Below are 26,628 nucleotides of genomic sequence, written 5' to 3'. Positions count from 1 at the left end.
TGTTGTGATTTATGCTAATACTTTAGCCGCCGCTAGGGCTTTGTCATAATCAGGCTCTAAAGAGGTTTCTTTTACATATTCGACATAAGCAATTTTGCCATTTTTATCAATGACAAATACGGCCCGAGTAAGTAACCGTAGCTGTTCAATAACAACGCCATATTTTAAACCGAAGTCGAGATCTTTATGGTCAGAAGTGACTTTGACCGCATCAATCCCTTCAGCTGCACAATAACGATTTAATGCAAAAGGGAGATCAACACTAATTGAAAATATTACGGTATCTTTTAGTTTTGCTGCTTCTACATTGAAATGGTGAACTTGGGCACTGCAGACAGAAGTATCAATTGATGGTACAGAATTTATTATCCTTACTTTGCCGCTAAAATCGGATAATCTTATCGGTTTCATCTCTAGATCTTGCACAGTAAAATCAGGTGCCAAATCACCGACATTGATTTTTTGGCCTAATAAAGTAATTGGGTTACCACGCATTGTAACTTCATTAACTCTTTTTTGCATAATTGTCTCCTTCATGTTGTGACAAATAACGTTGTTTTGATAGAGCGAACTTATTGAAATTTTACAGATCTATATAAATCTCGCATTATTCAGTAGTCATATTATTCTAGATGTGATGATTTATCCAATGAATAAAATTTTTGATTACTCAATTTAGAAAAAAGGCGATAAATAAAAAAATTCTAATAAAAATAAATGTGATAGTTATCACATATAAAGAAATTAATTTATGCTTAACTAAACTATTAATTGATAAATGTTGTAAAGTAACCGCATTGATATGTTTAAAATAAGTAATATTCATTACTTAGCAATCTTGTAAGTCAATTTTCCTATTTAAATAATTGGTAAATCATCATGAGTTATTAGTTACCAAGAGTGATAGTGTTTTTTATAAGGAAACTCATATGCAAAAGATCTTTGTAAATAGTATTATTATAAGTGTGTTAATATCTGCCAATATTTATGCTAGTAATATTAAAGATGTAACAACAGATCCTAATGATTTTTTTCTCAAAGAAGAACAAGCACCTAATAGTTTACTTCTTTTGCCTCCTCCCCCTTCTTTTAATAGCATTGATTTTTTAAGAGATAAAGCAATGTATGATTGGGGGAAGTCCGTCCGTAATACAGAACGTGGAAAACAGGCCTATTTAGATGCTGATTCAAGTAAGGATAATATAACTAAGCAATTTTCACATTCTTTTGGGTTTGAAATTTCTGATAAAAAAACGCCAGAAATTTATAAATTAGTTACTACAATGAAAGAAGACGCTGGGGATTTAGCAACTCGTTCAGCTAAAAAATATTATAATCGTATTCGACCTTTTTCATTTTTTAATGAATCAACTTGTCGTCCAGAAGATGAAAAAATGTTATCGACCAATGGGTCATACCCTTCTGGTCATACAACAATGGGATTTGCTATTTCACTTGTGTTAGCCGAGATTAATCCAGCGCGCCAAAATGAAATTTTAAAACGAGGTTATGAGATTGGTGAAAGCCGTGTTATTTGTGGCTATCATTGGCAAAGTGATGTCGATGCAGCTAGAGTGATGGCTGCTGCAGTAGTTGCTCAATTACATGCAAATGCTGAGTTTAATCGACAATTAACTAAGGCAAAAGCGGAGTTCAGTTATTTAAAATAAGGTTGATAATGGAGGATCTTTATGTGATTGATAGAGGCGATGTATTGCCAAATTATTTATAAAATATCAATAGCATTGGCCGTCGTTTTTTGACAGCCAATAGTTTAATTTTAAGTTACAACGCTTTAAAGGCTATATCTGGCAAAATCGCCTCGCCTTGCCAATATAACTCGCTTGCAATACGCTCGGCAATTTGGCAATAAAGTTGAGTAAATTCGCTATTAGGGTGACTAATGACGGTGGGCTTGCCTGTATCAAGATCTTGGCGTAAGGTTTTATGAAGTGGTACTTGTCCAAGTAATTTTGTTTGATATTGATTGGCCAAACTTTGTGCGCCACCTTCACCAAATATTGTTTCATGATGACCACAATTTTCACAAATGTGGTAACTCATGTTTTCAATAATTCCTAGGGTGGGAATGTTAACCTTATTAAACATGGTAATGCCCTTTTTGGCATCAATTAATGCAATGTCTTGTGGGGTGCTAACAATTACGGCCGCTGTTACTGGAATATTTTGAGCAAGCGTTAATTGAATATCCCCAGTACCTGGTGGCATATCAATAACAAGATAATCGAGTTCAGGCCAAAGTGTGTCTTGTAATATTTGTAGTAATGCTTTGCTTGCCATTGGTCCACGCCATACCATAGCACTGTCAGGATCAACTAAATAACCTATAGAGTTACTGGCTAATTTGTATGCCATAATTGGCGTCATGTGCTTATTGTCTGGTGTTAATGGGTGCTCTTTTTCGGTACCTAGCATGGTTGGAATTGATGGACCATAAATATCAGCATCTAAAATTCCTACTTTAGCGCCTTGCTTTTGTAAAGCTAGCGCAAGATTGACCGCTGTTGATGATTTGCCCACACCGCCTTTTCCTGAGCTTATCGCGATAATGTTTTTTATATTATTAATGGCATTTTGGTTATTAGCACGTTTTAAAGTAGCAATTTTATATTCAATATGCCAGTCAACTTCATTAACGCTGTTAAGTTTAAGCAATTCTGGAGTGGTTATTTTTTTCAATTCTTCAAAAGTAGATTGCCAAGCGAAAGGCATTGTTAAATTTATAGTTAAGTGGTGATTAACTATTTCGCATTTTTTTATTGCTCCAAGTTCAAGTAAATTTTTTTGTAGAGTTGAATGAGTAAAATTTTCAAGAATTTTTTTTACTTCAGTGTTCATTATGGTTATCTCTTTATGCCTCAGTATTTATACTCGTTTTATTTCCAATTACCTTGTATTAAAAGCGTAAAATACCTTAAATAATAAGACGGTAAACAGTAAATTGGTTTCCCCTCATAAAAATGATTATTTGCTGTTTGAAATATGAATTGAGTATATAAATTTTATCAAATTATGGCATAAATCTAGCGATATTCCCACGATTGATGTACTATTTCTGCCATTATGTAAAAAAGGGTAATAAATCAACATGACAACTCAACGCAAAATATTGGTGACTTGTGCACTTCCTTATGCCAATGGTGCCATTCACTTAGGTCATATGCTAGAACACATTCAAGCTGATGTATGGGTACGCTATCAACGTATGCGTGGTAATGAGATCTATTTTATTTGTGCTGACGATGCCCATGGCACGCCAATTATGTTAAAGGCTCAGCAATTGGGAATTACTCCAGAGCAGATGATTAGTGAAGTCAAAACCGAACATCTACGTGATTTTTCTGGCTTTAATATTAGTTATGATAATTACCATTCAACCCATAGCCCAGAAAATCGTGAGATATCAGAGCAAATTTATAAGCGTTTAAAGGCGAATGGCTATATTAAAACTAAAGTTATTTCACAGCTATTCGATCCTGAAAAACAGATGTTTTTACCTGACCGTTTTGTAAAAGGCACTTGCCCACGTTGTAAAGCGCCTGATCAGTATGGTGATAACTGTGAAGTGTGTAGTGCTACTTATAATCCTATTGATTTAATTGACCCTAAGTCTGTGGTTTCGGGCGCTACGCCGATTTTAAAAGAGTCTGAACATTTCTTTTTTGATCTACCTGCTTTTTCAACTATGTTACAAGAGTGGATTCGCTCAGGAACATTACAAGATCAAGTTGCTAATAAAATGCAAGAATGGTTCGAATCAGGCTTACAACCGTGGGATATTAGCCGTGATGCACCTTATTTTGGATTTGAGATCCCCGATGCGCCAGGCAAATATTTCTACGTTTGGTTAGATGCGCCAATTGGTTATATGGGGTCTTTTTTAAATTACTGCAATAAACAAAATAAGCCGATTTTTGATGAGTTTTGGCGTAAAGATTCAAGTACTGAATTATATCATTTTATTGGTAAGGATATTGTCTACTTCCATAGTTTGTTTTGGCCGGCAATGTTAGACGGCAGTGAATATCGTAAGCCTTCTAATATCTTTGTACATGGTTATGTGACGGTTGACGGCGCAAAAATGTCGAAATCGCGTGGTACTTTTATTCAAGCAAGTACCTATTTAAAACATTTAGATCCTGATTGCTTGCGTTATTATTATGCCGCTAAACTATCATCACATATTGATGATATTGATTTGAATTTAGAAGACTTTGTTCAACGTGTAAATAGCGATTTAGTCAATAAAGTTGTTAATATTGCTTCGCGTTCGGCTGGTTTTATTCATAAACGTTTCGACGGTAAATTATCAGCCAAAGTGGCAGAGCCTGAATTGTATGCCTTGTTTGTTGAAAAATCTAAAGTAATTGCTGACTATTTTGAACAACGCGAATCAGGTAAGGCTATTCGTGAAATTATGGCACTCGCTGATGAAGCGAATCGCTATATTGACGAAAAAGCCCCTTGGGTGGTTGCTAAACAAGAAGGGCAAGATCAAGCATTGCAAGATATTTGCTCGATGGGTATTCACTTATTCCGCATCTTAATGACCTATTTAAAACCAATAGTGCCTTCATTGGCTGAACGTACAGAAGCATTTTTAAATAGCAAATTAGAATGGAATGAAATTGATAATGCTTTAACAAGTCATAAAATTAACCAGTTTAAAGCTTTATTTAATCGTATTGATATGGATAAAATTACTGCCATGATTGAAGAAACAAAACAACAAGCTGCATTAGCCCAACCGGCAAAACCTAAAGTTGCTGAACCTATCGCCGAGATGATTAATTTTGATGATTTTGCTAAAGTCGATATGCGTGTAGCGTTGATTAAACATGCCTGTTTTGTTGAGGGTTCTGATAAATTACTTCAATTGACACTTGATATTGGCGATGAAACCCGTAACGTGTTTTCAGGTATTAAGCAGTTTTACCCTGATCCTGATGTGTTAATTGGTCGTTTAACCATCATGATTGCTAACTTAGCCCCTCGTAAAATGCGTTTTGGTATTTCAGAAGGTATGGTGCTTTGTGCAAGTGGTAAAGATGATGGTGAAGGCGTGTACTTGTTATCGCCAGATAGTGGTGCTAAACCGGGAATGCGAATTTCGTAATTGATATCCTAATTTATAGGAGCGACATCTTAACAAGCGAATATGCTTGTTAACAGGCCGTGTAAATAAACTTGTGAATTTGCTTATTTTTAAACTGCTTTCATGAGTAAAAACTAGGTAAATATAAAATGGAAAACAAAAACTAAGAAAAATAGTAGCAGTTCTGCTCAAAGAATAAAAACACAGAAGGATTTAAGTGTAGAAATTACTGTAAACAATGAGAGTAATTTCTACAGCTTAAACAATTTATTCATTTTTTATAATACCGTTAAACCTTATCATAAAGCGGTTTTAGGCAAAACACCTTATGAGTTTTTAGCGGTTTTTTTATTATCTTATAAAAAAGTAAAAATCTGTTCTTTAGGTAGGCGTGATTTTGGACGATTTGCATTGCCGTCATTTTCAGCACGATAACCTAATGTTGCAACAACAACACTTTTTAATCCTTTGCTTTTAAGATCTAATATTTCATCCATTTTTTCGGCGTCATATCCTTCAATAGCTGTTGAGTCAATACCAATTGCCGCTGCAGCAAAAAGCAATTGCCCTAATGCAATATAGGCTTGTTTACTTTCCCAACATTGTTGTGATTGAGGTGTTTTACTATTCAAATTAACAAAATGACGTCTTCCTTGGTCTTGAGATGCCTTTAAATCCGCAGAAGGAAGGCGTCCGTCTTTTTCTTCTTGATTAAGTAGGTTAACTAGATGGGCTTCATCTAATGGGGTTTTAATGCAAAAGACAATCGTATGCGAAGCGCCAGTCACTCTTGGTTGATTAAATTCAAGTATAGCCGGTAAAATTTTATTTTTAGCCGCATCGTTATCAATAACATAAAAATGCCATGGTTGAGAATTTACAGACGATGGGCTGTTTCTTAAAACTGTTAACAATTGCTCGAATTGATCGGCAGGAATTTTTTTTGTTGCGTCGTAGTGTTTGGTGGTATAGCGTTTTTGTGAAATATCAACGATATTCATGGTTATGTCCTCATGAGGTTATGCTTTAAATTATTATAATTAGGTTAAATTACATCTCAAGTTATCATTTTAATAGATTTGCTAAATAATCTATCAACGCTTGTTACTTAATTTTTATAGTTAAAAAATTAGACTATATTAAAATTGAACAAAATAATCGTTGACACAGATAATATCATTTGGTAAAAGTATTACCAGTTTATTTTAATAAGAAAAAATTTAGAGATTATTATGTTTATTAACTTCTTATCACTCGACCTAAGCCTCCTCCTCGCATCAATTTGCGCGGATAGCTTGTGTGTGGAGTGAAGAAGTCGTTTAATAAACATCTCAACAAATTAACAAGAACCTGCGCTAATGTGCGGGTTTTTTTGTTTTCATAACTTGAAATACCGAGCTAGCGCTAAAATATATAAAAGGAAAAACAATGAGCGTTCAAGTCATTATTTTTGATACAACGTTACGTGATGGTGAACAGGCATTACAAGCAAGTTTAAGTGTTAAAGAAAAGTTACAAATTGCACTTGCGTTAGAAAGAATGCGGGTCGATGTGATGGAAGTCGGTTTTCCTGTTTCATCACCTGGTGACTTTGAGTCGGTTCAAACCATTGCAAAAACGATTAAAGATAGCCGTGTTTGTGCGTTATCTCGTTGTGTTGATAAAGATATTGATGTTGCAGCAGAAGCCTTAAAAGTAGCTGATCAGTTTCGTATCCATACTTTTATGGCAACTTCAACCTTACATGTTAAAGATAAATTAAAAATGACATTTGAGGATGTCATTGAACGGGCTGTGCACTGTATTAAGCGTGCACGTAATTATACTAATGATGTGGAGTTTTCTTGTGAAGATGCAGGCCGTACCCCAATTGATAACTTATGTCGGATCGTTGAAGCAGCAATTAAAGCAGGGGCGAGAACGATCAATATTCCAGATACTGTCGGTTATACTGTCCCTTATCAATTTGGTGGCATTATTCGTACCTTATTTGAACGTGTCCCGAACATTGATAAGGCGATTATCTCTGTTCATTGCCATGATGACTTGGGCATGTCGGTGGCTAACTCGATTAGCGCGGTTCAAGAAGGTGCTCGGCAAATTGAAGGGGCGATGAATGGTTTAGGTGAGCGTGCGGGTAATACCGCACTTGAAGAAGTTATTATGGCGATTAAAGTTCGTCAAAATATCTTAAATGTTCACACTAATATTAATCATCAAGAAATTTATCGCACTAGTCAAATCGTTAGCCAAATCACGAATACCCCAATCCCTGCAAACAAAGCCGTTATTGGTAGCAATGCTTTTGCTCATTCTTCTGGTATCCATCAAGATGGTGTGCTTAAAAACCGTGAAACCTATGAAATTATGACCCCTGAATCAATTGGTTTAAATCAGATCCAATTGAACCTAACTTCACGCTCTGGGCGTGCTGCTGTTAAACATCGTTTAGAAGAACTTGGTTATCACGATAAAGACTATAACTTGGATCAAGTCTATACGTCATTTTTAGAGCTTGCGGATAAAAAAGGTCAAGTGTTTGATTATGATCTAGAAGCATTAATCTTTATCAATCAATTAAAAGATGAAAAAGAGCATTATGTTTTAGATTATTTTAATGTGCAATCAGGCTCTACTGTTGTGTCTACTGCATCGGTAAGTCTTATCATTGGGGATGAAAAATTTTCTGATGCAGCAACAGGTAATGGCCCCGTTGATGCGGTTTATCAAGCAATCAATCGAATTACTGGCGAGCCAATTTCGATTGTTAAATATCAATTAGCTTCTAAAGGGCAAGGCGAAAACGCTTTAGGGCAAGTGGATATTGTTGCTGATTATAAAGGCCGTAAATTCCATGGTGTAGGGCTTGCAACCGATATTGTTCACTCGTCTGCCTTAGCTTTAATTAATGTATTAAATAATGTCTATCGAGCAAATCAAGTTGCGCAAGAAAAACAAAAATTACACCAAGATTAAAAAATAATTTGTTTTGCTCATTTAACAGCAAAACAAGCAAATTAAATAAGATTGTAAAGGAATAAAAAATGTCACAAAACTACCATATAGCAGTATTACCTGGCGATGGCATTGGCCCAGAAGTGATGAAGCAAGCCTATAAAGTACTTGATGTTATCCGCCAAAAATATCAGCTTTCAATCACAACTAGCGAGTATGATGTTGGGGGGGCTGCGATTGATATTCATGGCTGTCCATTACCTAATGAAACACTAGAAGGCTGCGAAAAAGCCGATGCTATTTTATTTGGTTCAGTGGGTGGTCCAAAATGGACAAATCTACCACCTGAAAAGCAACCCGAACGTGGCGCGTTATTACCATTACGTAAACACTTCAAATTATTTGCAAATATGCGCCCTGCTCGTTTATATCAAGGTTTAGAAGATCTTTGTCCATTGCGTGCCGATATTGCAGGGCGTGGGTTTGATATTTTATGTATGCGCGAGTTAACTGGTGGTATCTATTTTGGTTTACCAAAAGGACGTGAAGGAAGTGGTGCACAAGAAAAGGCTTTTGATACTGAAGTGTATCACCGTTTTGAGATTGAGCGCATCGCCAAAATGGGCTTTGAAGCAGCACGTTTACGTCGCAAAAAAGTAACGTCAATTGATAAAGCCAATGTATTACAAACCTCGATTTTATGGCGCGAAGTGGTGACTGAAGTTGCTAAGAATTATCCTGATGTAGCGCTTGAGCATATGTATATTGATAATGCCACAATGCAACTTGTTAAAGATCCTTCACAATTTGATGTGATCTTATGCTCTAATTTGTTTGGTGATATTTTATCCGATGAATGTGCCATGATAACTGGCTCTATGGGTATGTTGCCGTCTGCTAGTCTTAATGAGCAAGGTTTCGGTTTATATGAACCAGCAGGTGGTAGTGCACCTGACATTGCCGGCAAAAATATTGCTAATCCAGCAGCACAAATTTTGTCTTTAGCTTTGTTAGTTCGTTATAGTTTAAAACGCGATGATATTGCATCCGCCATTGAAACTGCGGTAAATAAAGCATTAGAACAAGGCTATCGCACTATCGATCTTGCACAAAAAGAACAACCTGTTTCAACTGATGAAATGGGAGATATTATTTGTAAGCTTATTTAATTGAATTAGCTATGTTAAATGTGTAGTAAAGGGATACTCAAGTATGCAGAATAAACTGCTCATTTTATCCTTTTTAATTCAATTAATTACAGTATTAGTAAATAATATCAAAGTTTAAAACTAATACCGGTTGTAAAAAATAATAAGGAATATGCAATGTCAAAAACACTGTATCAAAAATTATATGATGCACATGTCGTTTACGAAGCGCCAAACGAGACGCCTATTTTATATATCGATCGCCATTTAGTGCATGAAGTAACTTCACCACAAGCGTTTGATGGTTTACGAGCCATGAACCGTAAAGTACGTCAACCACATAAAACATTTGCAACAATGGATCATAACACTTCAACCAAAAGTAATGATTTAAATGCTTGCAGCGAAATGGCTCGCATTCAATTAACCGAACTGGCAAAAAATGCCAAAGAGTTTGGTGTTTCGTTATATGATTTACAAAGCCCATTACGTGGTATTGTGCATGTAGTCGGCCCTGAACAAGGTATGACTTTACCGGGTATGACTATTGTGTGTGGTGACTCTCACACCGCAACTCATGGTGCCTTTGGTGCATTAGCTTTTGGTATTGGTACGTCAGAAGTTGAGCATGTGCTAGCAACTCAAACTTTAAAACAAGGTCGTGCTAAAACCATGAAAATTGAAGTTAAAGGGCAAGTTGCTGACGGCATTACCGCTAAAGATATTATTTTAGCTATTATTGGTAAAACCACCAGCGCTGGCGGTACTGGGCATGTGGTTGAGTTTTGTGGTGATGCGATTAAATCATTATCCATGGAAGGACGCATGACATTATGTAATATGGCAATTGAAATGGGAGCAAAAGCGGGCATTATTGCGCCAGACGAGGTTACATTTGAATACTTAAAAGGACGCCAATTTTCACCTAAAGGTGAGGATTTTGATAAAGCTGTTGCCTATTGGAAGACATTAAAAACCGACGAAGGTGCACATTTTGATACAGTTGTGACGTTAGAAGGCAAAGATATCGCCCCACAGGTCACTTGGGGTACTAATCCTGGTCAAGTTACATCAATTGATGCAACAGTACCAAATCCTAATGATTTTGCTGATCCTATTGAAAAACATTCCGCTGAACGGGCGCTTGCTTATATGGGGTTAACAGCAGGAACAAACATGTCTGATATTAAAATTAATAAAGTATTTATCGGTTCGTGTACCAATTCGCGTATAGAAGATTTACGAGCTGCTGCGCAAATAGCTAAAGGCCGTAAAGTAGCTGATGGTGTGCAAGCGTTAGTTGTTCCAGGCTCAGGACCAGTAAAAGAACAAGCCGAAGCCGAAGGATTAGATAAAATTTTTATTGAAGCAGGTTTTGAATGGCGCTTACCAGGTTGCTCTATGTGTCTTGCAATGAACGATGATAAATTAGCACCAGGAGATCGCTGCGCATCAACCAGTAACCGCAATTTCGAAGGTCGCCAAGGGCGCGATGCTAGAACCCATTTAGTTAGCCCAGCAATGGCGGCAGCGGCAGCAATTACTGGTCATTTTACTGATATTCGCAAACCATTTTAAGGAGACTTGTCATGGCTAAATTTACAAAACATACCGGATTAGTTGTTCCTTTAGATGCGGCTAATGTCGATACAGATGCAATCATTCCAAAACAGTTTTTACAGAAAGTAACACGCACTGGATTTGGTAAACATGCTTTTCATGAATGGCGTTTTTTAGATGATGCTGGTGAGCAACCTAATCCTGAATTTGTTTTAAATAAACCACGCTATAAAGGTGCTAGTATTTTACTTACGCGTGAAAATTTTGGTTGTGGATCATCACGTGAACATGCCCCTTGGGCGCTTGCTGATTATGGGTTTAAAACTATTATTGGTTCAAGTTTTGCCGATATTTTTTACAATAACTCATTTAACAATCAGTTATTGTTGGTCAATTTATCCGAAGAGGATATCGATGAGTTATTTAAAATTGTCGAAGCCAATGAAGGCATTGAATTTACCATCGATTTAGTTAATGAAGTGGTCATTGCTGGCGATAAGCAATATTCATTTAAAATTGATGCTTTTAAACGTCATTGTTTGTTAAATGGGTTAGATAATATTGGTTTAACCTTACAACATGAAGAAGCGATTAGCGACTTTGAACATAAAATCCCTTCATTTTTAGCTTAACTTTAACTTTTGGGCGCTTATTTGCGCCCAATAATGAGAATCGACAATGGCAACACATCATGACAATGTAAAACAGCAGTTTGGCGAGCAAGCCAATGCCTATTTAACTAGCAAAGTACATGCTCAAGGGCCTGATCTTGAATATTTATCTAATCTACTTATATCGCATTCCGAGGCAAACCTACTTGATATGGGATGTGGTGCAGGCCATGTCAGTTTTATTGCGGCAAAATATGTTAAACATGTTACAGCTTATGATCTTTCAAATGAAATGTTATCGGTTGTAGCGCAAACAGCAAAAGAGCGCAATTTACAAAATATAACCGTTAAGCAAGGTTATGCTGAATATCCCCCTTTTGATGATAATCAATTTGATATTGTTGTTAGTCGTTATTCAGCTCATCATTGGCATGATGTAGGCAAAAGTATTCGACAGCTTCATCGAATAACTAAAGCTGGCGGTAAATTAATTATTATGGATGTTGTGTCACCAGGTCACCCTGTATTAGATATTTGGTTACAAACCGTTGAAGCCATGCGTGACACCTCACATGTTCGTGACTATACCCCCGGTGAGTGGTTAACCTTTTTAACTGAAGCGGGTTTCGTCATTAATAATATAACTCGTCATCGTTTAACACTCTCTTTTGATACATGGGTTAAACGAATGCGTACTCCTGAACAGTTGATTGAAGCGATACGAATTTACCAAGAAACAGCAGCCGACGATACAAAAAAATATTTTGAACTTCAAGCAGATGGTTCTTTTACTACGGATATGATGATTATTGAAACTGAAAAAGTTATCTAAAACGATCCGTTGTCATAAACAGCTTTACATTTAAAGCTGTTTTCGTTGACTTGATGGCGGAATTGATAAGGCTTCACGGTATTTTGCTACGGTGCGACGTGCAATAATAATGCCTTGCTCTTCAAGCATCGAAACTAATTTACTATCACTTAATGGCTTTTTACTGTTTTCTGCCAATATATATTTTTTAATTAATGCTTGGATAGCAGTAGATGAAACCTCACCGCCTGAATCATTATTAACATGACTTGAGAAAAAGAATTTAAGTTCATAAATTCCACTTGGACAATGCAGATATTTTTGAGTTGTTACACGAGAAATCGTCGATTCATGCATTTCAATAGCAGCAGCTACATCAGACAAAATCATCGGCTTCATATGTTCTGCACCATTGTCAAAAAATGCTTGTTGATGCTCAACAATAAACTGACTGACTTTTAATAAGGTTTCGTTACGATTTTCGATACTTTTAATAAACCAATTGGCTTCTTGTAAATGCGAGCGAATATATTGACTATCACTTTCATTTGCTATCTTCTCCATTGCTGCATACTGCTGATTGATACGTAGATTTGGCATTGTGTCATTATTCAATTCAACAATCCATTTTCCATTCAATTTTTTGACTAACACATCAGGTAGTACATAATCGGGAGGCGTTGTATTTATTGATTCACCTGGATAGGGGTGTAAATGTTGAATAAAATTGACTGCTTCTTTTAACTGTTCATCACTAGCATTTAATACTTTTTTTAAGGTTCTATAATCACGGCTAGCTAATAAATCTAAATATTGATTAATTATTTGATTAACAAAAGGTGGAGGGGATAAATTTTGAATTTGGATAGATAAACATTCTTGTAGCGATCTTGCACCAACACCAATAGGGTCAAAATGCCAAATACGCTTTAAAACAGTTTCAACTTCATTAAATTCAATCTCATCATTACCTTGTTCTTCTAAAATCTCATCTAACGAAACGGTCAAATAGCCTCGTTCATCAATCGCTTCTATAATTGAAATGGCTATTGCCCTATCCGTATCACTAAAAGGTGTTAGCTCTAATTGCCATTCTAAATAATCATGTAATGTTTCGTGAGTTTCGCCTTGATAGATAGGTAATTCATCATTACGGTAATCTGAACTTGTTCCAGATGGGGTACCTGCTGTATAAATATCATCTAAAGATGCATCAAGTGGAATATTATCGGGTATCTCTTGGCTATCTAATGCTTCACGCGTGTCAATATGTTCAATTTCATCGTGTTGTTCAACGTTAATTTCGTCATATTGATCGGCAATTTCAAGTAATGGGTTATTTTCTAAAGTGGTTTGAATTTCTTGTTGAAGTTCTAAAGTTGACAACTGGAGTAATCGAATCGCCAATTGTAATTGTGGTGTCATCGAAAGCTGTTGCGAAACTTTCAGTTGTAAACTTGGTTTCATCATAACCTAAATTCATTTCCTAAGTAGACTCGTTTTACATATTCATTACTTAAGATATCACTAGGTGAACCTTCAGCAATTAAATGTCCTTTATTGACAATATAAGCGCGTTCACAAACATCTAATGTTTCACGCACATTGTGATCGGTTATTAATACACCCAATCCACGATCACGCAAATGTTTAATGATACTTTTGATATCAATGACTGAAATAGGATCGACACCTGCAAAAGGTTCATCAAGCAGAATAAATTTTGGATTTGCCGCTAATGCTCTGGCAATTTCAACTCGCCGTCTTTCGCCACCCGATAACGATTGCCCTATGCTGTCACGAATGTGCGTAATATGGAATTCTTCAAGTAACTCTTCCGCACGATCGATTTTTTCATTTTTATCAATATCTTTGCGTGTTTCTAAAATTGCCATAATATTATCAATTACAGACAATTTTCTAAAAATAGACGCTTCTTGCGGTAAATAACCAATGCCTTTTTGAGCTCGCTCATGTAAAGGTAAAATGCTAATATCATGATCATCAAGGTAAATTTTACCTGCATTTAATGTCACTATACCAACTACCATATAAAACGTAGTGGTTTTACCTGCACCATTTGGTCCCAATAGTCCGACAATTTCACCTGAATTAACCATTAAGCTAACATCTTCAACAACACGTCGTTTTTTGTATACTTTGGCTAGGTTTTCTGCTTTTAAAATTGACATTTTATTTGTTCATCCCTTTTACTTGATTTGGGATAATCGTACTTTTTACTCGCCCATTTTTACCCGGCTGCGCAACTATTTGCTGTTTTTTGACATCATAAGTAATCCGATCACTAATAATATGGTTATCTTGCTGAAATAATTCTGCATTACCTTGTAAAACAACATTATTTTGTTTTACATCATAAATCACTTGAGCCGAATGACCTGTTACAATTTTATTTTTTTCTGGCAAAATTTGCTTATAATTTACAGGATTACCATAAGCTGTAATTTTTTGTTTTTCCGTATCTTGCATGTCGGTAATAACAACTTTATCAGCATTTATGGTTAACCCATCTTGAACAATGATAACATTACCAATAAACGTAATTATATTTTTTTCAATATCAATGTGTTGATTATTTGCATCAATTGTAATGGGCTTATTATCAGCGAATATTTTATGTTCTCCTTTAGTGTCTGTAGATTGCTTAGATGGTTCATTAGCAAAACTACTCAAAGAGATAGGTAATAATAAAATTAATGAAAAAACAGTATGTTTTAGGGAATTCATGTTTTATTTTGCCTCAGTGTTATAATATGTTTTTACATTTTCAAGTATATTAGCCGTTTTGCTATGTAAATCACTGGCTAACCCAATACCGGTTGAATAAAACCCCACCCCATTAATGATGACAGGATCTTTTGATGTAACTAGCTGTGAAGTTAAATCTATCACTGCATTATCTGTTTTTACTTGTTTTAATTGGGCGTCTTGCGTCAAATTATCTAACTCAACATCCTGATAAAGGTAAAGCTGTTTATCATTTGTTAACGTCGCTTTTTTGGCTTTAATATGCCATGCTGCTAAATGATCTTGATCATAAAACGTAAAATTAGGTAAATCAAATTCAGTATTGTCTGAATCATCAAAATGCCTAACATTACTAGACTCAATTTTATAAATAAGATCCCCTGATAAATCGTAAATATCTGTTAACATTTCATCACTTTGATAAATCGGCTTATCTGATATATTTAGAGTGGATTGATTTACAACCTCATCTCCTTTTTGATAATTATAATAAACACCGATAACAACAATGAGAAGTAAAAAACAGATTAGATTTTTTTTATTCATAACATACGTTTTTCACATTAATTAGAAATTATTATTTCGAATGCCAAAATTTTAATTATTCTACTTTATTTTTTATTAAATTAATATCGAACATTAAAAGAAGTTAAATCGTTTTGTGGTAATAATTCAAAAATATTAACATGTGAAATGCGTGAAGATGCAGGACCGCCATTTTCAATCCATTTTATTAATTTGCTTATTTGTAAACTATCACCTTGAGCTATAATCTCAACATCGCCATTATCTAAATTTTGAACATAACCAACTAAACCCAGTTTTTGGGCTTGCTGATAAGTAAAAAAACGAAATCCTACACCTTGAACAAGACCACTAATATCTATTTTAACTTTTTTAATCATTTTATAATTCCTACTTTGTTTTAAATTGTAAGCTTAATTTTACATACATGAATAATAATATTTTTATTATTCGATTAAATTCTATTTTTTTAATAAAAATAAATGATTATAATTAATAATATACAATTAAAATAATGGAAATAAACATGTTATTGAAATATAAAAAAGGGATCCTTTGGTTTTGGTTATTATCAGTGTTAAGCTACTATACACTTAATTCATGTGCTTTTGCCAATATTGAAATTAATAAACAAGAAATAGGAAAAGTCATTGATGAATTTAATGGTGTGAAAGTCTATTATAACGGCAGTATTTATAATGTAAGTGGAAGAAATATTGCTAAAGACGGCTATAACTTAGGTCTTAAATATCAATGTGTTGAATTTATCAAACGTTATTATTATCAGCGCTTTAACCACAAAATGCCTAATAGCTATGGGCATGCAAAAGATTTCTTTGATCCATTAGTTGCTGATGGCAAAATTAATCGACAACGCAATTTATTACAATTCCACAATGGCTCACCAACAAAACCAAAAGTTGAAGATATCATTATTCTTAATTGGACAAGTTACGGACATGTTGCCATTGTAAGTAAAGTAACCGATAACGAAATTGAGATTGTGCAACAAAATTCGGGACCAAATGCAAACAGTAGAGCAACTTTTCCTTTAATCTTTAAAGATGGGAAATGGATAATAGAGAATTATGGCGTTTTAGGTTATTTACGTAAAATGTAATATAATTAATAAGTTATTAAATAATATTATCCCCAAATACCTAGATTAATAAAAATAGCTTAATAGATCCTCAGGTTCAAGCAGCATGATTTTGTTTTTAATAGGAAAATATTTATAACAATATAATAGGAAAATAAATTCTAATAATGAAAAATATAATATTATTCAAATACAAAAAAAAACTATTTTTTTTCTTCATCATTTTATCTGTATTTAGTGGTTATGCTTTTTATCAATATGTGTATCTTGATATGCAAGTTGATAAAGATAAAATAGGCACAGTTGTTGATCAATTCAATGGTGTTGATGTTTATTATAATGGCAGTACTGGTAATGTGAGTGGGCGTAATCTAACTCAAGACGGTTATAATTTAGGGCAAAAATATCAATGCGTTGAATTTATTAAGCGCTATTATTATCAGCGTTTTAATCATAAAATGCCAGATAGTTATGGTCATGCTAAAAATTTCTTTGACGACACTATTGCTGATGGCCAAATTAATCCTAAACGAAATTTATTACAATTTCATAATGGTTCACCAACTAAACCACAAGTTGACGATATCATTGTTTTTGGTCTGTCAAGGTATGGACATGTCGCTATCATTAGCAAAGTAACAGATGATGAAATTGAAATTGTTCAACAAAATCCGGGGCCAAATGCAAGCAGCCGTGCCACTTATCCTCTCATATTTAAAGATGGAATTTGGAAAATAGATAACTTTCGTGTTTTGGGGTATTTACGTAAAAATAAATAATTGCCTACATCTGAGTAAACTACAATAACAAGTGGCATAGTTACAGAAAATATGCAAAATAATAATTCAGATCGTTAATGAAGATTAATCAACAAACCATTCATTCTTCTGTTTTGATACTATTTTTATAGTCTCCAAAATAGCCGATAAATGTTCATGTTGAGCTATTGCTGCAAGATCTGGATCATGATTTTTTAAAGCTACTAAGATTTTTTCATGCTGTTTAACAAGATCTTCGGGAGGCGAAATTTCTTCTAATGAAAGAAATCTTACGCGATCCATCATAGCTTTAATATTTTCAACCGTTTCCCATGCCATTTGGCAGTCTATTACGTTCATTAAAATTTGGTGAAATTCATCATCTTTTTCTAGAAAATATTGAATATTTTTATGTTTATTGGCCTCTTTTTGTTCATCAATATTTTTTTGCAGTAATAAAATATCTGAGTCATTAATTTTTAATGCGGTTTGCCTAATAATTGCACATTCAACAGCATCACGAATAAATTGCCCATCCATCACTTTTTTAATCGATATTTTTGTGACAAATGTTCCTCGTTGAGGAAGAATTTGCACTAGTCCCGCTTCGGCTAATTTAATGAACGCTTCTCTAACCGGTTGCCTTGAAACACTAAATTGACTAGAAATCTCTTTTTCTGACAGTAAAACACCAGGCAATACTTGACAAGTAATAATCGCTTTTCTTAATTTACGATAAATTTGTTGATTAACGGGTTCTGAAATATTCAAGTCGGCAGATTTAAACATATATCATTCTTATGCAAGGAACAAAATAAGGGAGAATAGTAGGATATTTTTAGGTATAAGAAAAGTTTTTTTGATTGGAATAGCAACACATTTTCAAACAAAAAAATTAAGGGGTAAGTGTTTTTTAAATTCAACGGGAGGCAAGTAGCCTAACGAAGAATGTAATCGTTTATGATTATACCAATAAGCATAAGCCGAAAAAGCGCGTTGTAACTCAGCTGCTTAGTTAAAACGTTGGCCTTTTACAAATTCCGTTTTAATTGTTTTAAATGTTGCTTCCGCTACCGCATTGTCATAAGGACATCCTTTCTTGCTTAATGAATGCGTGATATTAAATGTCTTAAAACAATCCGCTAATAACCGATTATCAAACTCTTTACCTCGGTCAGAATGAAATAAATCTAATTTCGATAATGGCAGTTTAATTTGGCTTAATGCCGACATAACAAGCTCTGCTGTTTTATGTTGGCCAACATGGTAACCGACAATCTGCCTATCGGATAAGTTCACTAAAACACATAAATAGTTCCAACGTTGCTTAACTTGAATATAGGTTAAATCCGCAACAACAATTTGTTTTTTATCACCGACATCAAATTACCGTAAACAACGCGAGGGATTTCTACATATTATGCTTATTATCAGTATAAATTGAATAGACAAAAATCAGTAGGGCCATTTATTGGTTTATTTTGCCGGTTATTTTGTAAAAAATATTCAGGATTCTATACCGTTAAACTGCATAAAACGATTTCAAGCAAAATGCTTTATGAGTTTTTAGCGAATTATTTTAACCATGAAGTGTAAACAACTCGGCGTTTTCCTACAGTTTAGCTATTATCTGATAGGTATGTGGTTAAGTCTAAAAGTGGCCAACGGATATGTGCAGTTGGTTCGTTAATTCGGTAACCAAAAGCCAAACAAAGTCCAACACCAAATAAGTCACTACCAAATTGTGGGATGTGTTTTTCTAGAATTTTTATGACTTTATCATGATCAAACCCACCAATAGCACATGAATCGATACCACGAAATGCCGCTGCTGTCATCATATTGGCGCTAGCAATATAGTCTTGCATTTCTGACCAGTGGTTGATGGTTAAGCCGTCGGCTAAGCCTTGTTCGCAAAAATTGATAAAGCCTTGGCAAGCAATATCAATATCGGTTTGATTATTGGGATCCGGTAAGGTGCGTGCAATTGTTTGTCGTAAATAATCGCTCTGTAACGTAAAATTATTCGCTTTGCGGTAAAGCACAATGACAAAATGCGAACAGCTTGTGACTTGCTCTTGGTTATAGCAAACATTGCGTAATTCAACTTTTATTTTTTTGCTATCAACCACCACAAAATGCCAAGGTTCCATACCAAATGATGATGGAGATTGTCGCCCAGCTTCTAATATATATTCAATATCATCATTATTGATCTTTTTTGTGCCATCAAATTTTTTACATGCATGTCTAAAGTCGAATGCTTGGGTTAGCTTGTCCATATTTTCTCCTAAGATTTGCTATTCCACGGGGCAACTTTTAATAATAATAACATACCTGGAATGGCAAGAATAAAACATAACCAAAAAAAGTTTGTCCAACCTAAATATTCAACCATAATACCTGTAGATGCATTAATTAACGTTCTAGGTACTGAGGCAATACTAGTAAATAAAGCAAATTGGGTTGCGGTATAAAGTGGGTTAGTTGTTTTTGCAATAAATGCGACAAAAGCAGCCGAACCAAGACCGACACCAAGTGATTCAATCCCTATCACTATGGCTAATAACATTTTTTGAGATGTTCCTATTGTAGTAAACGGCCCTTCTATCGAAAGCCAAACAAATCCTAAAATTGAGATAACTTGGACAACACCAAAAGACCATAGTGCTCGGTTTATACCTATTTTGATCATCAAAATCCCCCCTATTAATGCACCAAACACACTTGGCCATAAAGAGGCATTTTTGGCAATCCAACCAATATCAGGGCGACTATACCCCATTTGTAAGTAGAAAGGTGTGGCTAAGGATGTAGCCATACTATCGCCTAATTTATATAAAAAGATAAATGCTAAAATCAATATTGCTGTTTTAAGTCCATTTCGGTTAATAAATTCACTAAATGGTTTAATGATGACATCTTCAAAATCATGTTTTTTTGATGTTTGACTAATAGGCTCTTTTACTAGCAGTGTCATTATGATAGCGGGTAGCATAAATAGTGCAGTAATGATGAAAACACTATTCCATGGCAGAGAGTTTGATAATATAAGTGATAATGAACCTGGTACTAAACCAGCAATTCGATAGGCGTTAGTATGAATACTGTTACCAAGGCCTAATTCTTTATCAAGTAATAATTCTCGTCTAAAGGCATCGAGTGCAATATCCTGAGTTGCTGAAAATAGCGCAATAATAAAGCAAATGGTTGCTATTAACCAAATATTTAATGAAGGCGAAAAAAATCCCAATATTGCAATTGAAAAGATAAGCACAATTTGAGATCCAAGCATCCAACCTCGCCGCCTGCCTAAATTAAACAATGAAAAGCCATCCATAAATGGTGACCAGATAAATTTAAAAATATAGGGAATTTGCGTTAATGAAAAAATTCCAATCGTTTTGATATTGATGCCATCACTTTCTAACCATGCAGGTAAAAGCTGTAATAATAAATAAAAAGGAAGACCAGAAGCAAAACCCGTAAAAATGCAGATCATCATCTTGGTAGTAAAAATGGTTTTTAAAAGTGAATTTTGCGAATTATCCATTATTTAACTTTATTGGTTAGTTTTTGGCAAAGTGCTATCATAGCACACAATTTTAAAAAATAATTTGGTAAATTAAGATAGCCGATTTATTCTACAGTCATTTTTACATAAAAAGTTACATTGAAAACTAAAAACTCATTATTCAAATTAAGTCTTGTTAAAAAGTTTCAGGAATACTATGTGTTTCAGTATAAAATTTAATGCCAATATCCAATTAAAAAATTAACTAATTATCATAAAAAAGAGGTCAGTAATATGAAAAGTTCAATCAAGGTTGCTGTTTTTAGCAGTAAGCATTATGACAAAGAACATTTAGACATCGCAAATAAAAAATTTGGTTTTGATATCGAGTATTATGAGCATAAATTAAGCCATAAAACAGTAGTTACAGCCCAAGGTTATGATGCGGTTTGTGCATTTGTGAATGACGAAATCGATAAAAAAGTACTCCAAAAATTGGCCAGTTATGGTATTAAAATTTTAGCACTTCGCTGTGCAGGATTTGATAATGTTGATTTAGCCGAGGCTGAAAAATTAGGTATTACTGTTGTTCGTGTTCCTGCTTATTCGCCCGAAGCAGTTGCAGAACATGCGGTTGCGTTAATGATGACGCTAAATAGAAAAACGCATAAAGCTTATCAGCGTACTCGTGATGCGAACTTTTCGTTAGATGGATTAACTGGATTTAATATGCACAATCGTACTGCTGGTGTTATTGGTACGGGAAAAATTGGTCAAGCAGTTATCCGCATTTTGAAAGGTTTTGGTATGCATATTCTTGCCTATGATCCTTATCCTAATGATGTTGCAGTTGAATTAGGAGCGCAATATGTTGAGTTAGATGAGTTATATGCAAAATCAGATGTGATTACGCTACATTGCCCTATGACACCTGAAAATTATCATTTATTAAATAAAGAATCTTTTCAAAAAATGAAAGATGGTGTGATGATTATCAATACTAGTCGTGGTGCATTACTTGATGCAACCGCAGCTATTGATGCATTAAAGAAAACTAAAATTGGTGCTTTAGGCATGGATGTTTATGAAAATGAGCGTGATCTCTTTTTTGAAGATAAATCGAATGATGTTATTTTAGATGATGTTTTTCGTCGTTTGTCTTCTTGTCATAATGTTATTTTTACGGGGCATCAGGCATTTTTAACACAAGAAGCGTTATTGAATATTTCAGATACCACGTTAAATAATATTCAACAAATATCTGAAGGTAAATTATGCCCAAATATTGTTAAATAATAATAAATATCTTATGATGTTGTCGATTTTTCAACTACTTAAAATATGGTTTTTTTATGCAGCGCATTATTGTATTTATTAGTTTAATTTTATTGCTTGCAGCTTGTAGTAATAAGCGGTCGCCAACATCACCAATGAAAGAACACCGTGGACATACCAATGTCAAGGGTGGGGTTTATCTTGAAAAAGATCATAATCAGGAAAAAACCACAAGCGCCCCATTAGCTGTTGATCAAGAAAAGTTTATCGATAGAATGGTCAACAAACATGGTTTTAACCGTGAACAGTTGCGTAATGTGCTTGCACAAGCCAATAAGCTTGATTGGGTCATTAATCTAATGGATAAGCAAGCGCCAAAAGCAGGCTCATCAACAGTGCCAAATGGCGCTTGGATCCGATATAAAAATAAATTTATTACTGCAAGTAACCTTCCACGAGGTGTTGAATTTTGGAATCAATACCAAAAAGAATTACAGCGTGCTTATAATAAATACGGCGTACCACCTGAAATTATTGTTGGTATTATTGGTGTTGAAACAGGTTGGGGTAGAGTGATGGGTAAAACTAAAATTATTGATGCCTTGTCTACTCTTGCATTTTACTATCCAAGACGTGCGCAGTATTTTTCTGACGAATTAGAAGATTTTTTAGTTATGTGCCGAGATGAGGGCGTTGATCCCTTTGATTTGAGTGGATCATTTGCTGGTGCTATGGGATATGGCCAATTTATGCCATCCGCATTTAGACGTCACGCTGTTGATTTTAATCATGATGGGCATATTGATTTATGGGATCCCGTTGATGCTATTGGTAGTGTGGCAAGCTACTTCAAATCATACGGTTGGCAACGTGGTAAAAAAGTGGCTGTAATGGCTGATGGTCAAGCACTATCACTTGATACTGGTTTTAGTACTAAATATTCAATTGAAACATTGGCAAAAGCTGGGTTAAAACCACAAAGCTCGTTAGATGGACATACACAAGTTAGCTTATTACGGCTTGATATGGGTGATAATTACCAATTTTGGTATGGATTACCAAACTTTTATGTGATTACTCGTTACAATCACAGTACACATTATGCCATGGCTGTTTGGCAATTAGGGCTGGCAGTTAAAGATGCCAGATAACGATTTTATTGCTTAGTATTAAGCCAGATTGGCTTATATTCTATAAGATTTCAAGGTCGCAATTGCGACCTTTTTTATGGCTAGCATAACATTAATATGGCAGGCAAAAGATGACAGAATGATTAAAAACATTTATGTTATTTAGTAAATTGTAACGCAAAATTTAAAGGTAAATTAAAAGGAGCGAATAATGAAAGATCGTTTAAAGTGGGTGGATGATTTTGGTTTTTTAGGTGAAACAGCAAGTGGGCATTCATTAGTTATGGATGGTGGTATTGAGCATGGTGGCCGTAATCGTGGAGCTCGCCCTATGGAGCTTTTGTTGCATGGTGCAGCTGGTTGTATGGCTTATGATATTATTGCAATTTTAAAAAATAAAAAAAAAGATGTTCGTGATCTTTGGATAGATATTGATAAAACTCAAGCAGAATCCTCCCCTAAAGTGTATACGTCAATTAATTTTCATATTGTCATTACGGGTATTAATATCGATAACGAAGCCGTTGAAATGGCAGTAAAACTTGCATCAGAAAAATATTGTAGCGCCTCTATCATGCTTGGTAAAACAGCAAAAATGACTTATACCTATGAAATTAGAGAGTATTAGTAAATTGCATACTTATAACTAATAATTATAAGCTAATAACAAGCAGATCTTAGCACATTTTGCATTCATCATTTAATATTTATTTTATTGATAATTGCCATAAGAGCATGATTTTATGCAACAGTTAAGCAAAAATATGCGATTTCGGGATTTAGTTATTCTGGGATTGCTTTTTATTGGCCCTGCAGCACCGATAGGGCTATTTGGTGTTTTAGATGCGATAAGCGATGGCGCTATTGTTTTAGTCTATATTGTTGCAACGTTGGTAATGGCATTTACCGCGCTTTCTTATGCCAGAATGGCAAACGCTTTACCGCATGCGGGAGCTGTTTATGCTTATTGTTCTATTGGCATTCATCCTAGTGCCGGATTTTTAGTAGGCTGGTTGTTGTTACTTGATTATATGTTTATCCCTGCGGTTGCGTACTTATTTAGCGGTATATCGTTCAATGCATTGATTCCCGAAGTGCCAGTATGGTTATGGACATGTTTAGCTGTAATGTTAACTACTACGCTGAATTTAGTTGGTGTTAGAAAATCGACTAAAATTACGTTAATCATCTTGATATTTGAAATTATTATATTACTTGCTGTGTTATCTGTTGGTATTTGGATAATAGCCACTAATGGTAGTAACAGAGATTGGTTACAACCTTTTATTGGAGGTAATTTATTCAGTTGGAGTAATCTATTTAATGCTGTGTCTATTGCTGTATTATCTTATTTGGGATTTGACGCTATTGCTACTTTTTCCGAAGAAAATGGCGGACCTCATAATTTAGTTAGTAAAGCGATTATATGTTGTTTAATTTTAGCTGGGTGTTTATTTGTGCTACAAATTTATGTTGGTAGCTTACTTAACCCTTATAACCCGGAATATTTGCGTAGTCATCCAGAACTACAAGGTAAAGTTTACTATCATATTGTTAATCAAGAAATTAATCTGTGGTTAGGGTGGGCACTAGGTTTAATGAAAGCTATTGGTGCATCATTTGCAGCAATGGTTGGACAAGCTGCAGCAAGTCGTCTTTTATTTAGTATGGGGCGTGATAAACGTTTGCCCTCTTTTCTTGCTAAAGTTGGTAAAAGTACTGGTGTACCAACAATAGCCGTTTTATTTGCTGCACTATTTAATTTATGCCTAGTGGTCATTGCGGCTAATAATGCCAAAGGATTACCCACTTTGGTATCATTTGTTGATATTGGAGCATTGACGGCATTTATTATGTTGCATTTGTCTGTAATCGGTTATTTTAAACTTAAAAAAGGCTCAAAAGGATGGCTTTCGTGGATTTTAGATATTGTTATGCCAATTATTGGTATCGTGGTGCTATTGCCTGTGCTATTTCATATTGATAATGATGCAAAGATTGTTGGCGTTATTTGGTTCATCGTGGGAATAATTATTCTCAGTTTAAATAAAGGTCAAGCTCAACTAATATGGTTAGAAAAAAGTAAGTAAGCAATGCCATGTGCTTATTGAAGGTTTACAAATAAATATATATTCGTTTTTTGTCTATTTTCTCCTTAATATTTGTAGTTTACGGAGTTTTTTATACATATATAAAAGTGCAATTAAATATAATCACTTAAACTTAACTTAGCAGATGCTCATTATTTATTGAAATTTATTTTAGTAAAATGGATGCCTAATAGGTGAAATAAATACTCTAAATTATTATTTAATGGATTATTACTTTTCACCAGTCAAGTTTACCAAGCTACTAGGCTACTATATATAAATTGAAAATTTTTAAGTATTATTATCGTATTCTTTTTCGTTTTATTGCTCGTAAAACAAAAATAGTTCCTTCTAAAGCAAGTACGCATACTGATAGCCAAATTAGTCCATATGAGGCAATATGCTCAGAAGATACTGTCTCATGTAAAAATAATACCGAAACGATGGTTAACAATACGGGTTCTACATAACCGAGCAAGCCAAATAACCCCAGCGGCAATAATTGCCTTGCAAAAAAGTATATAGCAAAAGCAATAGCAGTTATGATTCCTAACATTGGAATATAAATCGGAAAATGGACAATATCTCCAATAATTTTGTGTGCATTATAATTTAACGAGAAGTAAATAAGGCAACCGATAAAGATAAACAAGAAGTCTGAAAATGTGCCCGCAATCCCTTCTATTTGCAATTTTCTTCTTGTGATGAAGTAAATGGGATATCCTAAGGCTATAATGGCTGTTTCCCACGAAAATGCGCCTGTGGTTGTGATTTCGATGATTACCCCTAAAGCTGCTAACCCAACAGCAATTTTTTGTAAAAAGCTGAGTTTTTCTTTGTAAAAGATTTGTCCTGAAATGACCATAGTTAATGGTAATAAAAAATAACCTAGCGATGCTGATAGTCCATGTCCGTTAACTGGCGCCCAGATAAAAATCATCATTTGGATAGTTAGCAAAAAAGAGGAAAATATCAGTCCTAATAAATAAAGCGGTTGCTGTTTTATGCGTGTGAATAGAGCTGTTACTGCTGACCATTGTTTTTGGATGATAATTAATACAATAATTGCAGGAAACGAGGTTAATAGTCGCCAGCAAAAAATATCAATAACAGATAATGGCTGTAATAGTACAGGGTAGTAATAAAGCAAAGCAAAAAGACATGATGCAAATATTAAAAGTGTGACGCCTTTTATCATTTTCTTTCTCTTTTGTTAATAAAAAAATAGCGCTAACTAATAAGTAGCGCTATTAAATAAGTTTGGTTT

At 34.5% G+C, this 26,628-nt stretch carries 26 protein-coding genes and 1 pseudogene; 13 read left to right on the top strand and 14 right to left on the bottom strand.

The window, feature by feature from the left end; translation table 11 throughout:
- Positions 1 to 9: 9 nt before the first annotated feature.
- Positions 10 to 522: a thiol peroxidase gene (gene tpx / locus GQ590_RS00235; protein ID WP_160405830.1), complete on the bottom strand. Its 513-nt coding sequence runs from the start codon at positions 520 to 522 to the stop codon at positions 10 to 12.
- A 407-nt stretch (positions 523 to 929) separates the two neighbouring features.
- Here tpx and GQ590_RS00230 point away from each other — a divergent pair, with 407 nt between their 5' ends.
- Entirely contained in the window at positions 930 to 1,670 is a 741-nt protein-coding gene (locus GQ590_RS00230) for a phosphatase PAP2 family protein (RefSeq protein WP_160405829.1), read from the top strand.
- 115 nt (positions 1,671 to 1,785) lie between these two features.
- Here GQ590_RS00230 and apbC read toward each other — a convergent pair whose 3' ends face one another.
- Positions 1,786 to 2,859 (bottom strand): iron-sulfur cluster carrier protein ApbC, encoded by a 1,074-nt coding sequence (apbC, locus tag GQ590_RS00225; protein ID WP_160405828.1) that lies wholly within the window; start codon positions 2,857 to 2,859, stop codon positions 1,786 to 1,788.
- Between the two features lie 250 nt (positions 2,860 to 3,109).
- On the opposite strand from apbC, the gene metG reads away from it, so the two are divergent.
- A complete protein-coding gene (metG, locus tag GQ590_RS00220) occupies positions 3,110 to 5,137 on the top strand; it encodes a methionine--tRNA ligase (protein ID WP_160405827.1) in 2,028 nt (675 codons plus the stop codon).
- A 335-nt stretch (positions 5,138 to 5,472) separates the two neighbouring features.
- Here the strand turns inward: metG and nfsB are convergent, their stop codons facing one another.
- Positions 5,473 to 6,117 (bottom strand): oxygen-insensitive NAD(P)H nitroreductase, encoded by a 645-nt coding sequence (gene nfsB, locus GQ590_RS00215; protein ID WP_160405826.1) that lies wholly within the window; start codon positions 6,115 to 6,117, stop codon positions 5,473 to 5,475.
- A 427-nt stretch (positions 6,118 to 6,544) separates the two neighbouring features.
- Between nfsB and leuA the strand changes: the two genes are divergently transcribed.
- From leuA to GQ590_RS00190, 5 genes are all read left to right on the top strand, one after another.
- Positions 6,545 to 8,092, top strand: a complete 1,548-nt coding sequence (gene leuA, locus GQ590_RS00210) for a 2-isopropylmalate synthase (RefSeq protein ID WP_160405825.1) — start codon at positions 6,545 to 6,547, stop codon at positions 8,090 to 8,092.
- A 68-nt stretch (positions 8,093 to 8,160) separates the two neighbouring features.
- Positions 8,161 to 9,240 carry a 3-isopropylmalate dehydrogenase gene (gene leuB, locus GQ590_RS00205; protein WP_160405824.1) on the top strand — a complete coding sequence of 360 codons (1,080 nt, stop codon included), beginning with the start codon at positions 8,161 to 8,163 and terminating at the stop codon, positions 9,238 to 9,240.
- Between the two features lie 156 nt (positions 9,241 to 9,396).
- Entirely contained in the window at positions 9,397 to 10,797 is a 1,401-nt protein-coding gene (gene leuC / locus GQ590_RS00200) for a 3-isopropylmalate dehydratase large subunit (RefSeq protein WP_160405823.1), read from the top strand.
- An 11-nt stretch (positions 10,798 to 10,808) separates the two neighbouring features.
- On the top strand, positions 10,809 to 11,411 hold the full coding sequence (gene leuD / locus GQ590_RS00195; RefSeq protein ID WP_065610387.1) for a 3-isopropylmalate dehydratase small subunit: 603 nt from the start codon (positions 10,809 to 10,811) through the stop codon (positions 11,409 to 11,411).
- Between the two features lie 46 nt (positions 11,412 to 11,457).
- The gene (locus tag GQ590_RS00190; RefSeq protein ID WP_091122860.1) at positions 11,458 to 12,222 is read left to right on the top strand and encodes a class I SAM-dependent methyltransferase; all 765 of its coding nucleotides are present in this window, start codon (positions 11,458 to 11,460) and stop codon (positions 12,220 to 12,222) included.
- A gap of 30 nt (positions 12,223 to 12,252) precedes the next feature.
- Here the strand turns inward: GQ590_RS00190 and GQ590_RS00185 are convergent, their stop codons facing one another.
- The 5 genes from GQ590_RS00185 to yccX all read right to left on the bottom strand — a co-directional run bounded on the left by GQ590_RS00185 (position 12,253) and on the right by yccX (position 15,875).
- Positions 12,253 to 13,668, bottom strand: coding sequence for an RNA polymerase factor sigma-54 (locus GQ590_RS00185; RefSeq protein ID WP_160405932.1), 1,416 nt, complete (start codon positions 13,666 to 13,668; stop codon positions 12,253 to 12,255).
- A complete protein-coding gene (gene lptB, locus GQ590_RS00180) occupies positions 13,668 to 14,393 on the bottom strand; it encodes an LPS export ABC transporter ATP-binding protein (RefSeq protein ID WP_160405822.1) in 726 nt (241 codons plus the stop codon). Before lptB ends, GQ590_RS00185 begins: the two co-directional genes overlap by 1 nt.
- A 1-nt stretch (position 14,394) precedes the next feature.
- Positions 14,395 to 14,949 carry a lipopolysaccharide transport periplasmic protein LptA gene (lptA, locus tag GQ590_RS00175; protein WP_160405821.1) on the bottom strand — a complete coding sequence of 185 codons (555 nt, stop codon included), beginning with the start codon at positions 14,947 to 14,949 and terminating at the stop codon, positions 14,395 to 14,397.
- Positions 14,950 to 14,952: 3 nt separating this feature from the next.
- The gene (gene lptC, locus GQ590_RS00170) at positions 14,953 to 15,516 is read right to left on the bottom strand and encodes an LPS export ABC transporter periplasmic protein LptC (RefSeq protein ID WP_160405820.1); all 564 of its coding nucleotides are present in this window, start codon (positions 15,514 to 15,516) and stop codon (positions 14,953 to 14,955) included.
- A gap of 80 nt (positions 15,517 to 15,596) precedes the next feature.
- Positions 15,597 to 15,875, bottom strand: a complete 279-nt coding sequence (yccX, locus tag GQ590_RS00165; protein ID WP_160405819.1) for an acylphosphatase — start codon at positions 15,873 to 15,875, stop codon at positions 15,597 to 15,599.
- Positions 15,876 to 16,021: 146 nt separating this feature from the next.
- Between yccX and GQ590_RS00160 the strand changes: the two genes are divergently transcribed.
- Together GQ590_RS00160 and GQ590_RS00155 are read left to right on the top strand one after the other, a co-directional pair.
- A complete protein-coding gene (locus tag GQ590_RS00160) occupies positions 16,022 to 16,615 on the top strand; it encodes a CHAP domain-containing protein (RefSeq protein ID WP_160405818.1) in 594 nt (197 codons plus the stop codon).
- 146 nt (positions 16,616 to 16,761) lie between these two features.
- Positions 16,762 to 17,373, top strand: a complete 612-nt coding sequence (locus tag GQ590_RS00155) for a CHAP domain-containing protein (RefSeq protein ID WP_202112813.1) — start codon at positions 16,762 to 16,764, stop codon at positions 17,371 to 17,373.
- Positions 17,374 to 17,457: 84 nt separating this feature from the next.
- Here GQ590_RS00155 and GQ590_RS00150 read toward each other — a convergent pair whose 3' ends face one another.
- The 5 genes and pseudogenes from GQ590_RS00150 to GQ590_RS00130 form a co-directional block, all read right to left on the bottom strand.
- A complete protein-coding gene (locus GQ590_RS00150; protein WP_160405817.1) occupies positions 17,458 to 18,141 on the bottom strand; it encodes a GntR family transcriptional regulator in 684 nt (227 codons plus the stop codon).
- Positions 18,142 to 18,234: 93 nt separating this feature from the next.
- Positions 18,235 to 18,348 (bottom strand): annotated as a pseudogene (locus GQ590_RS12795) (IS3 family transposase); the annotation flags it as partial.
- 15 nt (positions 18,349 to 18,363) lie between these two features.
- Positions 18,364 to 18,714, bottom strand: coding sequence for a DDE-type integrase/transposase/recombinase (locus tag GQ590_RS00140; protein WP_160405930.1), 351 nt, complete (start codon positions 18,712 to 18,714; stop codon positions 18,364 to 18,366).
- A 257-nt stretch (positions 18,715 to 18,971) separates the two neighbouring features.
- Positions 18,972 to 19,634 (bottom strand): NAD(P)H-dependent oxidoreductase, encoded by a 663-nt coding sequence (locus tag GQ590_RS00135; RefSeq protein WP_160405816.1) that lies wholly within the window; start codon positions 19,632 to 19,634, stop codon positions 18,972 to 18,974.
- An 8-nt stretch (positions 19,635 to 19,642) separates the two neighbouring features.
- Positions 19,643 to 20,905, bottom strand: coding sequence for an AmpG family muropeptide MFS transporter (locus GQ590_RS00130; RefSeq protein WP_160405815.1), 1,263 nt, complete (start codon positions 20,903 to 20,905; stop codon positions 19,643 to 19,645).
- A gap of 267 nt (positions 20,906 to 21,172) precedes the next feature.
- On the opposite strand from GQ590_RS00130, the gene GQ590_RS00125 reads away from it, so the two are divergent.
- The 4 genes from GQ590_RS00125 to GQ590_RS00110 all read left to right on the top strand — a co-directional run bounded on the left by GQ590_RS00125 (position 21,173) and on the right by GQ590_RS00110 (position 25,361).
- Positions 21,173 to 22,162: a 2-hydroxyacid dehydrogenase gene (locus GQ590_RS00125; protein WP_160405929.1), complete on the top strand. Its 990-nt coding sequence runs from the start codon at positions 21,173 to 21,175 to the stop codon at positions 22,160 to 22,162.
- Between the two features lie 56 nt (positions 22,163 to 22,218).
- The gene (mltB, locus tag GQ590_RS00120) at positions 22,219 to 23,292 is read left to right on the top strand and encodes a lytic murein transglycosylase B (RefSeq protein WP_160405814.1); all 1,074 of its coding nucleotides are present in this window, start codon (positions 22,219 to 22,221) and stop codon (positions 23,290 to 23,292) included.
- A gap of 190 nt (positions 23,293 to 23,482) precedes the next feature.
- The gene (locus tag GQ590_RS00115) at positions 23,483 to 23,899 is read left to right on the top strand and encodes an OsmC family protein (RefSeq protein ID WP_065635934.1); all 417 of its coding nucleotides are present in this window, start codon (positions 23,483 to 23,485) and stop codon (positions 23,897 to 23,899) included.
- A 115-nt stretch (positions 23,900 to 24,014) separates the two neighbouring features.
- A complete protein-coding gene (locus GQ590_RS00110) occupies positions 24,015 to 25,361 on the top strand; it encodes an APC family permease (protein WP_160405813.1) in 1,347 nt (448 codons plus the stop codon).
- 301 nt (positions 25,362 to 25,662) lie between these two features.
- Here the strand turns inward: GQ590_RS00110 and rarD are convergent, their stop codons facing one another.
- Entirely contained in the window at positions 25,663 to 26,559 is an 897-nt protein-coding gene (rarD, locus tag GQ590_RS00105) for an EamA family transporter RarD (RefSeq protein WP_065635932.1), read from the bottom strand.
- Between the last annotated feature and the right edge of the window lie 69 nt (positions 26,560 to 26,628).

It is taken from the genome of Gilliamella sp. Lep-s35 (genome assembly GCF_009795845.1).
Lineage (GTDB): Bacteria > Pseudomonadota > Gammaproteobacteria > Enterobacterales > Orbaceae > Gilliamella.
This window is presented reverse-complemented; position numbering and strand designations above follow the sequence as displayed.

Bases quoted from the DNA above. Each gene is read 5' to 3' on its own strand.
- GQ590_RS00155 (WP_202112813.1), top strand. From the start codon at position 16,762: ATGAAAAATATAATATTATTCAAATACAAAAAAAAACTATTTTTTTTC.
- GQ590_RS00185 (WP_160405932.1), bottom strand. From the start codon at position 13,668: ATGAAACCAAGTTTACAACTGAAAGTTTCGCAACAGCTTTCGATGACA.
- leuB (WP_160405824.1), top strand. From the start codon at position 8,161: ATGTCACAAAACTACCATATAGCAGTATTACCTGGCGATGGCATTGGC.
- GQ590_RS00130 (WP_160405815.1), bottom strand. From the start codon at position 20,905: ATGGATAATTCGCAAAATTCACTTTTAAAAACCATTTTTACTACCAAG.
- lptC (WP_160405820.1), bottom strand. From the start codon at position 15,516: ATGAATAAAAAAAATCTAATCTGTTTTTTACTTCTCATTGTTGTTATC.
- GQ590_RS00115 (WP_065635934.1), top strand. From the start codon at position 23,483: ATGAAAGATCGTTTAAAGTGGGTGGATGATTTTGGTTTTTTAGGTGAA.
- mltB (WP_160405814.1), top strand. From the start codon at position 22,219: ATGCAGCGCATTATTGTATTTATTAGTTTAATTTTATTGCTTGCAGCT.
- lptA (WP_160405821.1), bottom strand. From the start codon at position 14,949: ATGAATTCCCTAAAACATACTGTTTTTTCATTAATTTTATTATTACCT.
- metG (WP_160405827.1), top strand. From the start codon at position 3,110: ATGACAACTCAACGCAAAATATTGGTGACTTGTGCACTTCCTTATGCC.
- leuC (WP_160405823.1), top strand. From the start codon at position 9,397: ATGTCAAAAACACTGTATCAAAAATTATATGATGCACATGTCGTTTAC.
- leuA (WP_160405825.1), top strand. From the start codon at position 6,545: ATGAGCGTTCAAGTCATTATTTTTGATACAACGTTACGTGATGGTGAA.
- tpx (WP_160405830.1), bottom strand. From the start codon at position 522: ATGCAAAAAAGAGTTAATGAAGTTACAATGCGTGGTAACCCAATTACT.
- GQ590_RS00110 (WP_160405813.1), top strand. From the start codon at position 24,015: ATGCAACAGTTAAGCAAAAATATGCGATTTCGGGATTTAGTTATTCTG.
- GQ590_RS00230 (WP_160405829.1), top strand. From the start codon at position 930: ATGCAAAAGATCTTTGTAAATAGTATTATTATAAGTGTGTTAATATCT.
- rarD (WP_065635932.1), bottom strand. From the start codon at position 26,559: ATGATAAAAGGCGTCACACTTTTAATATTTGCATCATGTCTTTTTGCT.
- GQ590_RS00150 (WP_160405817.1), bottom strand. From the start codon at position 18,141: ATGTTTAAATCTGCCGACTTGAATATTTCAGAACCCGTTAATCAACAA.
- yccX (WP_160405819.1), bottom strand. From the start codon at position 15,875: ATGATTAAAAAAGTTAAAATAGATATTAGTGGTCTTGTTCAAGGTGTA.
- GQ590_RS00190 (WP_091122860.1), top strand. From the start codon at position 11,458: ATGGCAACACATCATGACAATGTAAAACAGCAGTTTGGCGAGCAAGCC.
- leuD (WP_065610387.1), top strand. From the start codon at position 10,809: ATGGCTAAATTTACAAAACATACCGGATTAGTTGTTCCTTTAGATGCG.
- nfsB (WP_160405826.1), bottom strand. From the start codon at position 6,117: ATGAATATCGTTGATATTTCACAAAAACGCTATACCACCAAACACTAC.
- lptB (WP_160405822.1), bottom strand. From the start codon at position 14,393: ATGTCAATTTTAAAAGCAGAAAACCTAGCCAAAGTATACAAAAAACGA.
- apbC (WP_160405828.1), bottom strand. From the start codon at position 2,859: ATGAACACTGAAGTAAAAAAAATTCTTGAAAATTTTACTCATTCAACT.
- GQ590_RS00135 (WP_160405816.1), bottom strand. From the start codon at position 19,634: ATGGACAAGCTAACCCAAGCATTCGACTTTAGACATGCATGTAAAAAA.
- GQ590_RS00160 (WP_160405818.1), top strand. From the start codon at position 16,022: ATGTTATTGAAATATAAAAAAGGGATCCTTTGGTTTTGGTTATTATCA.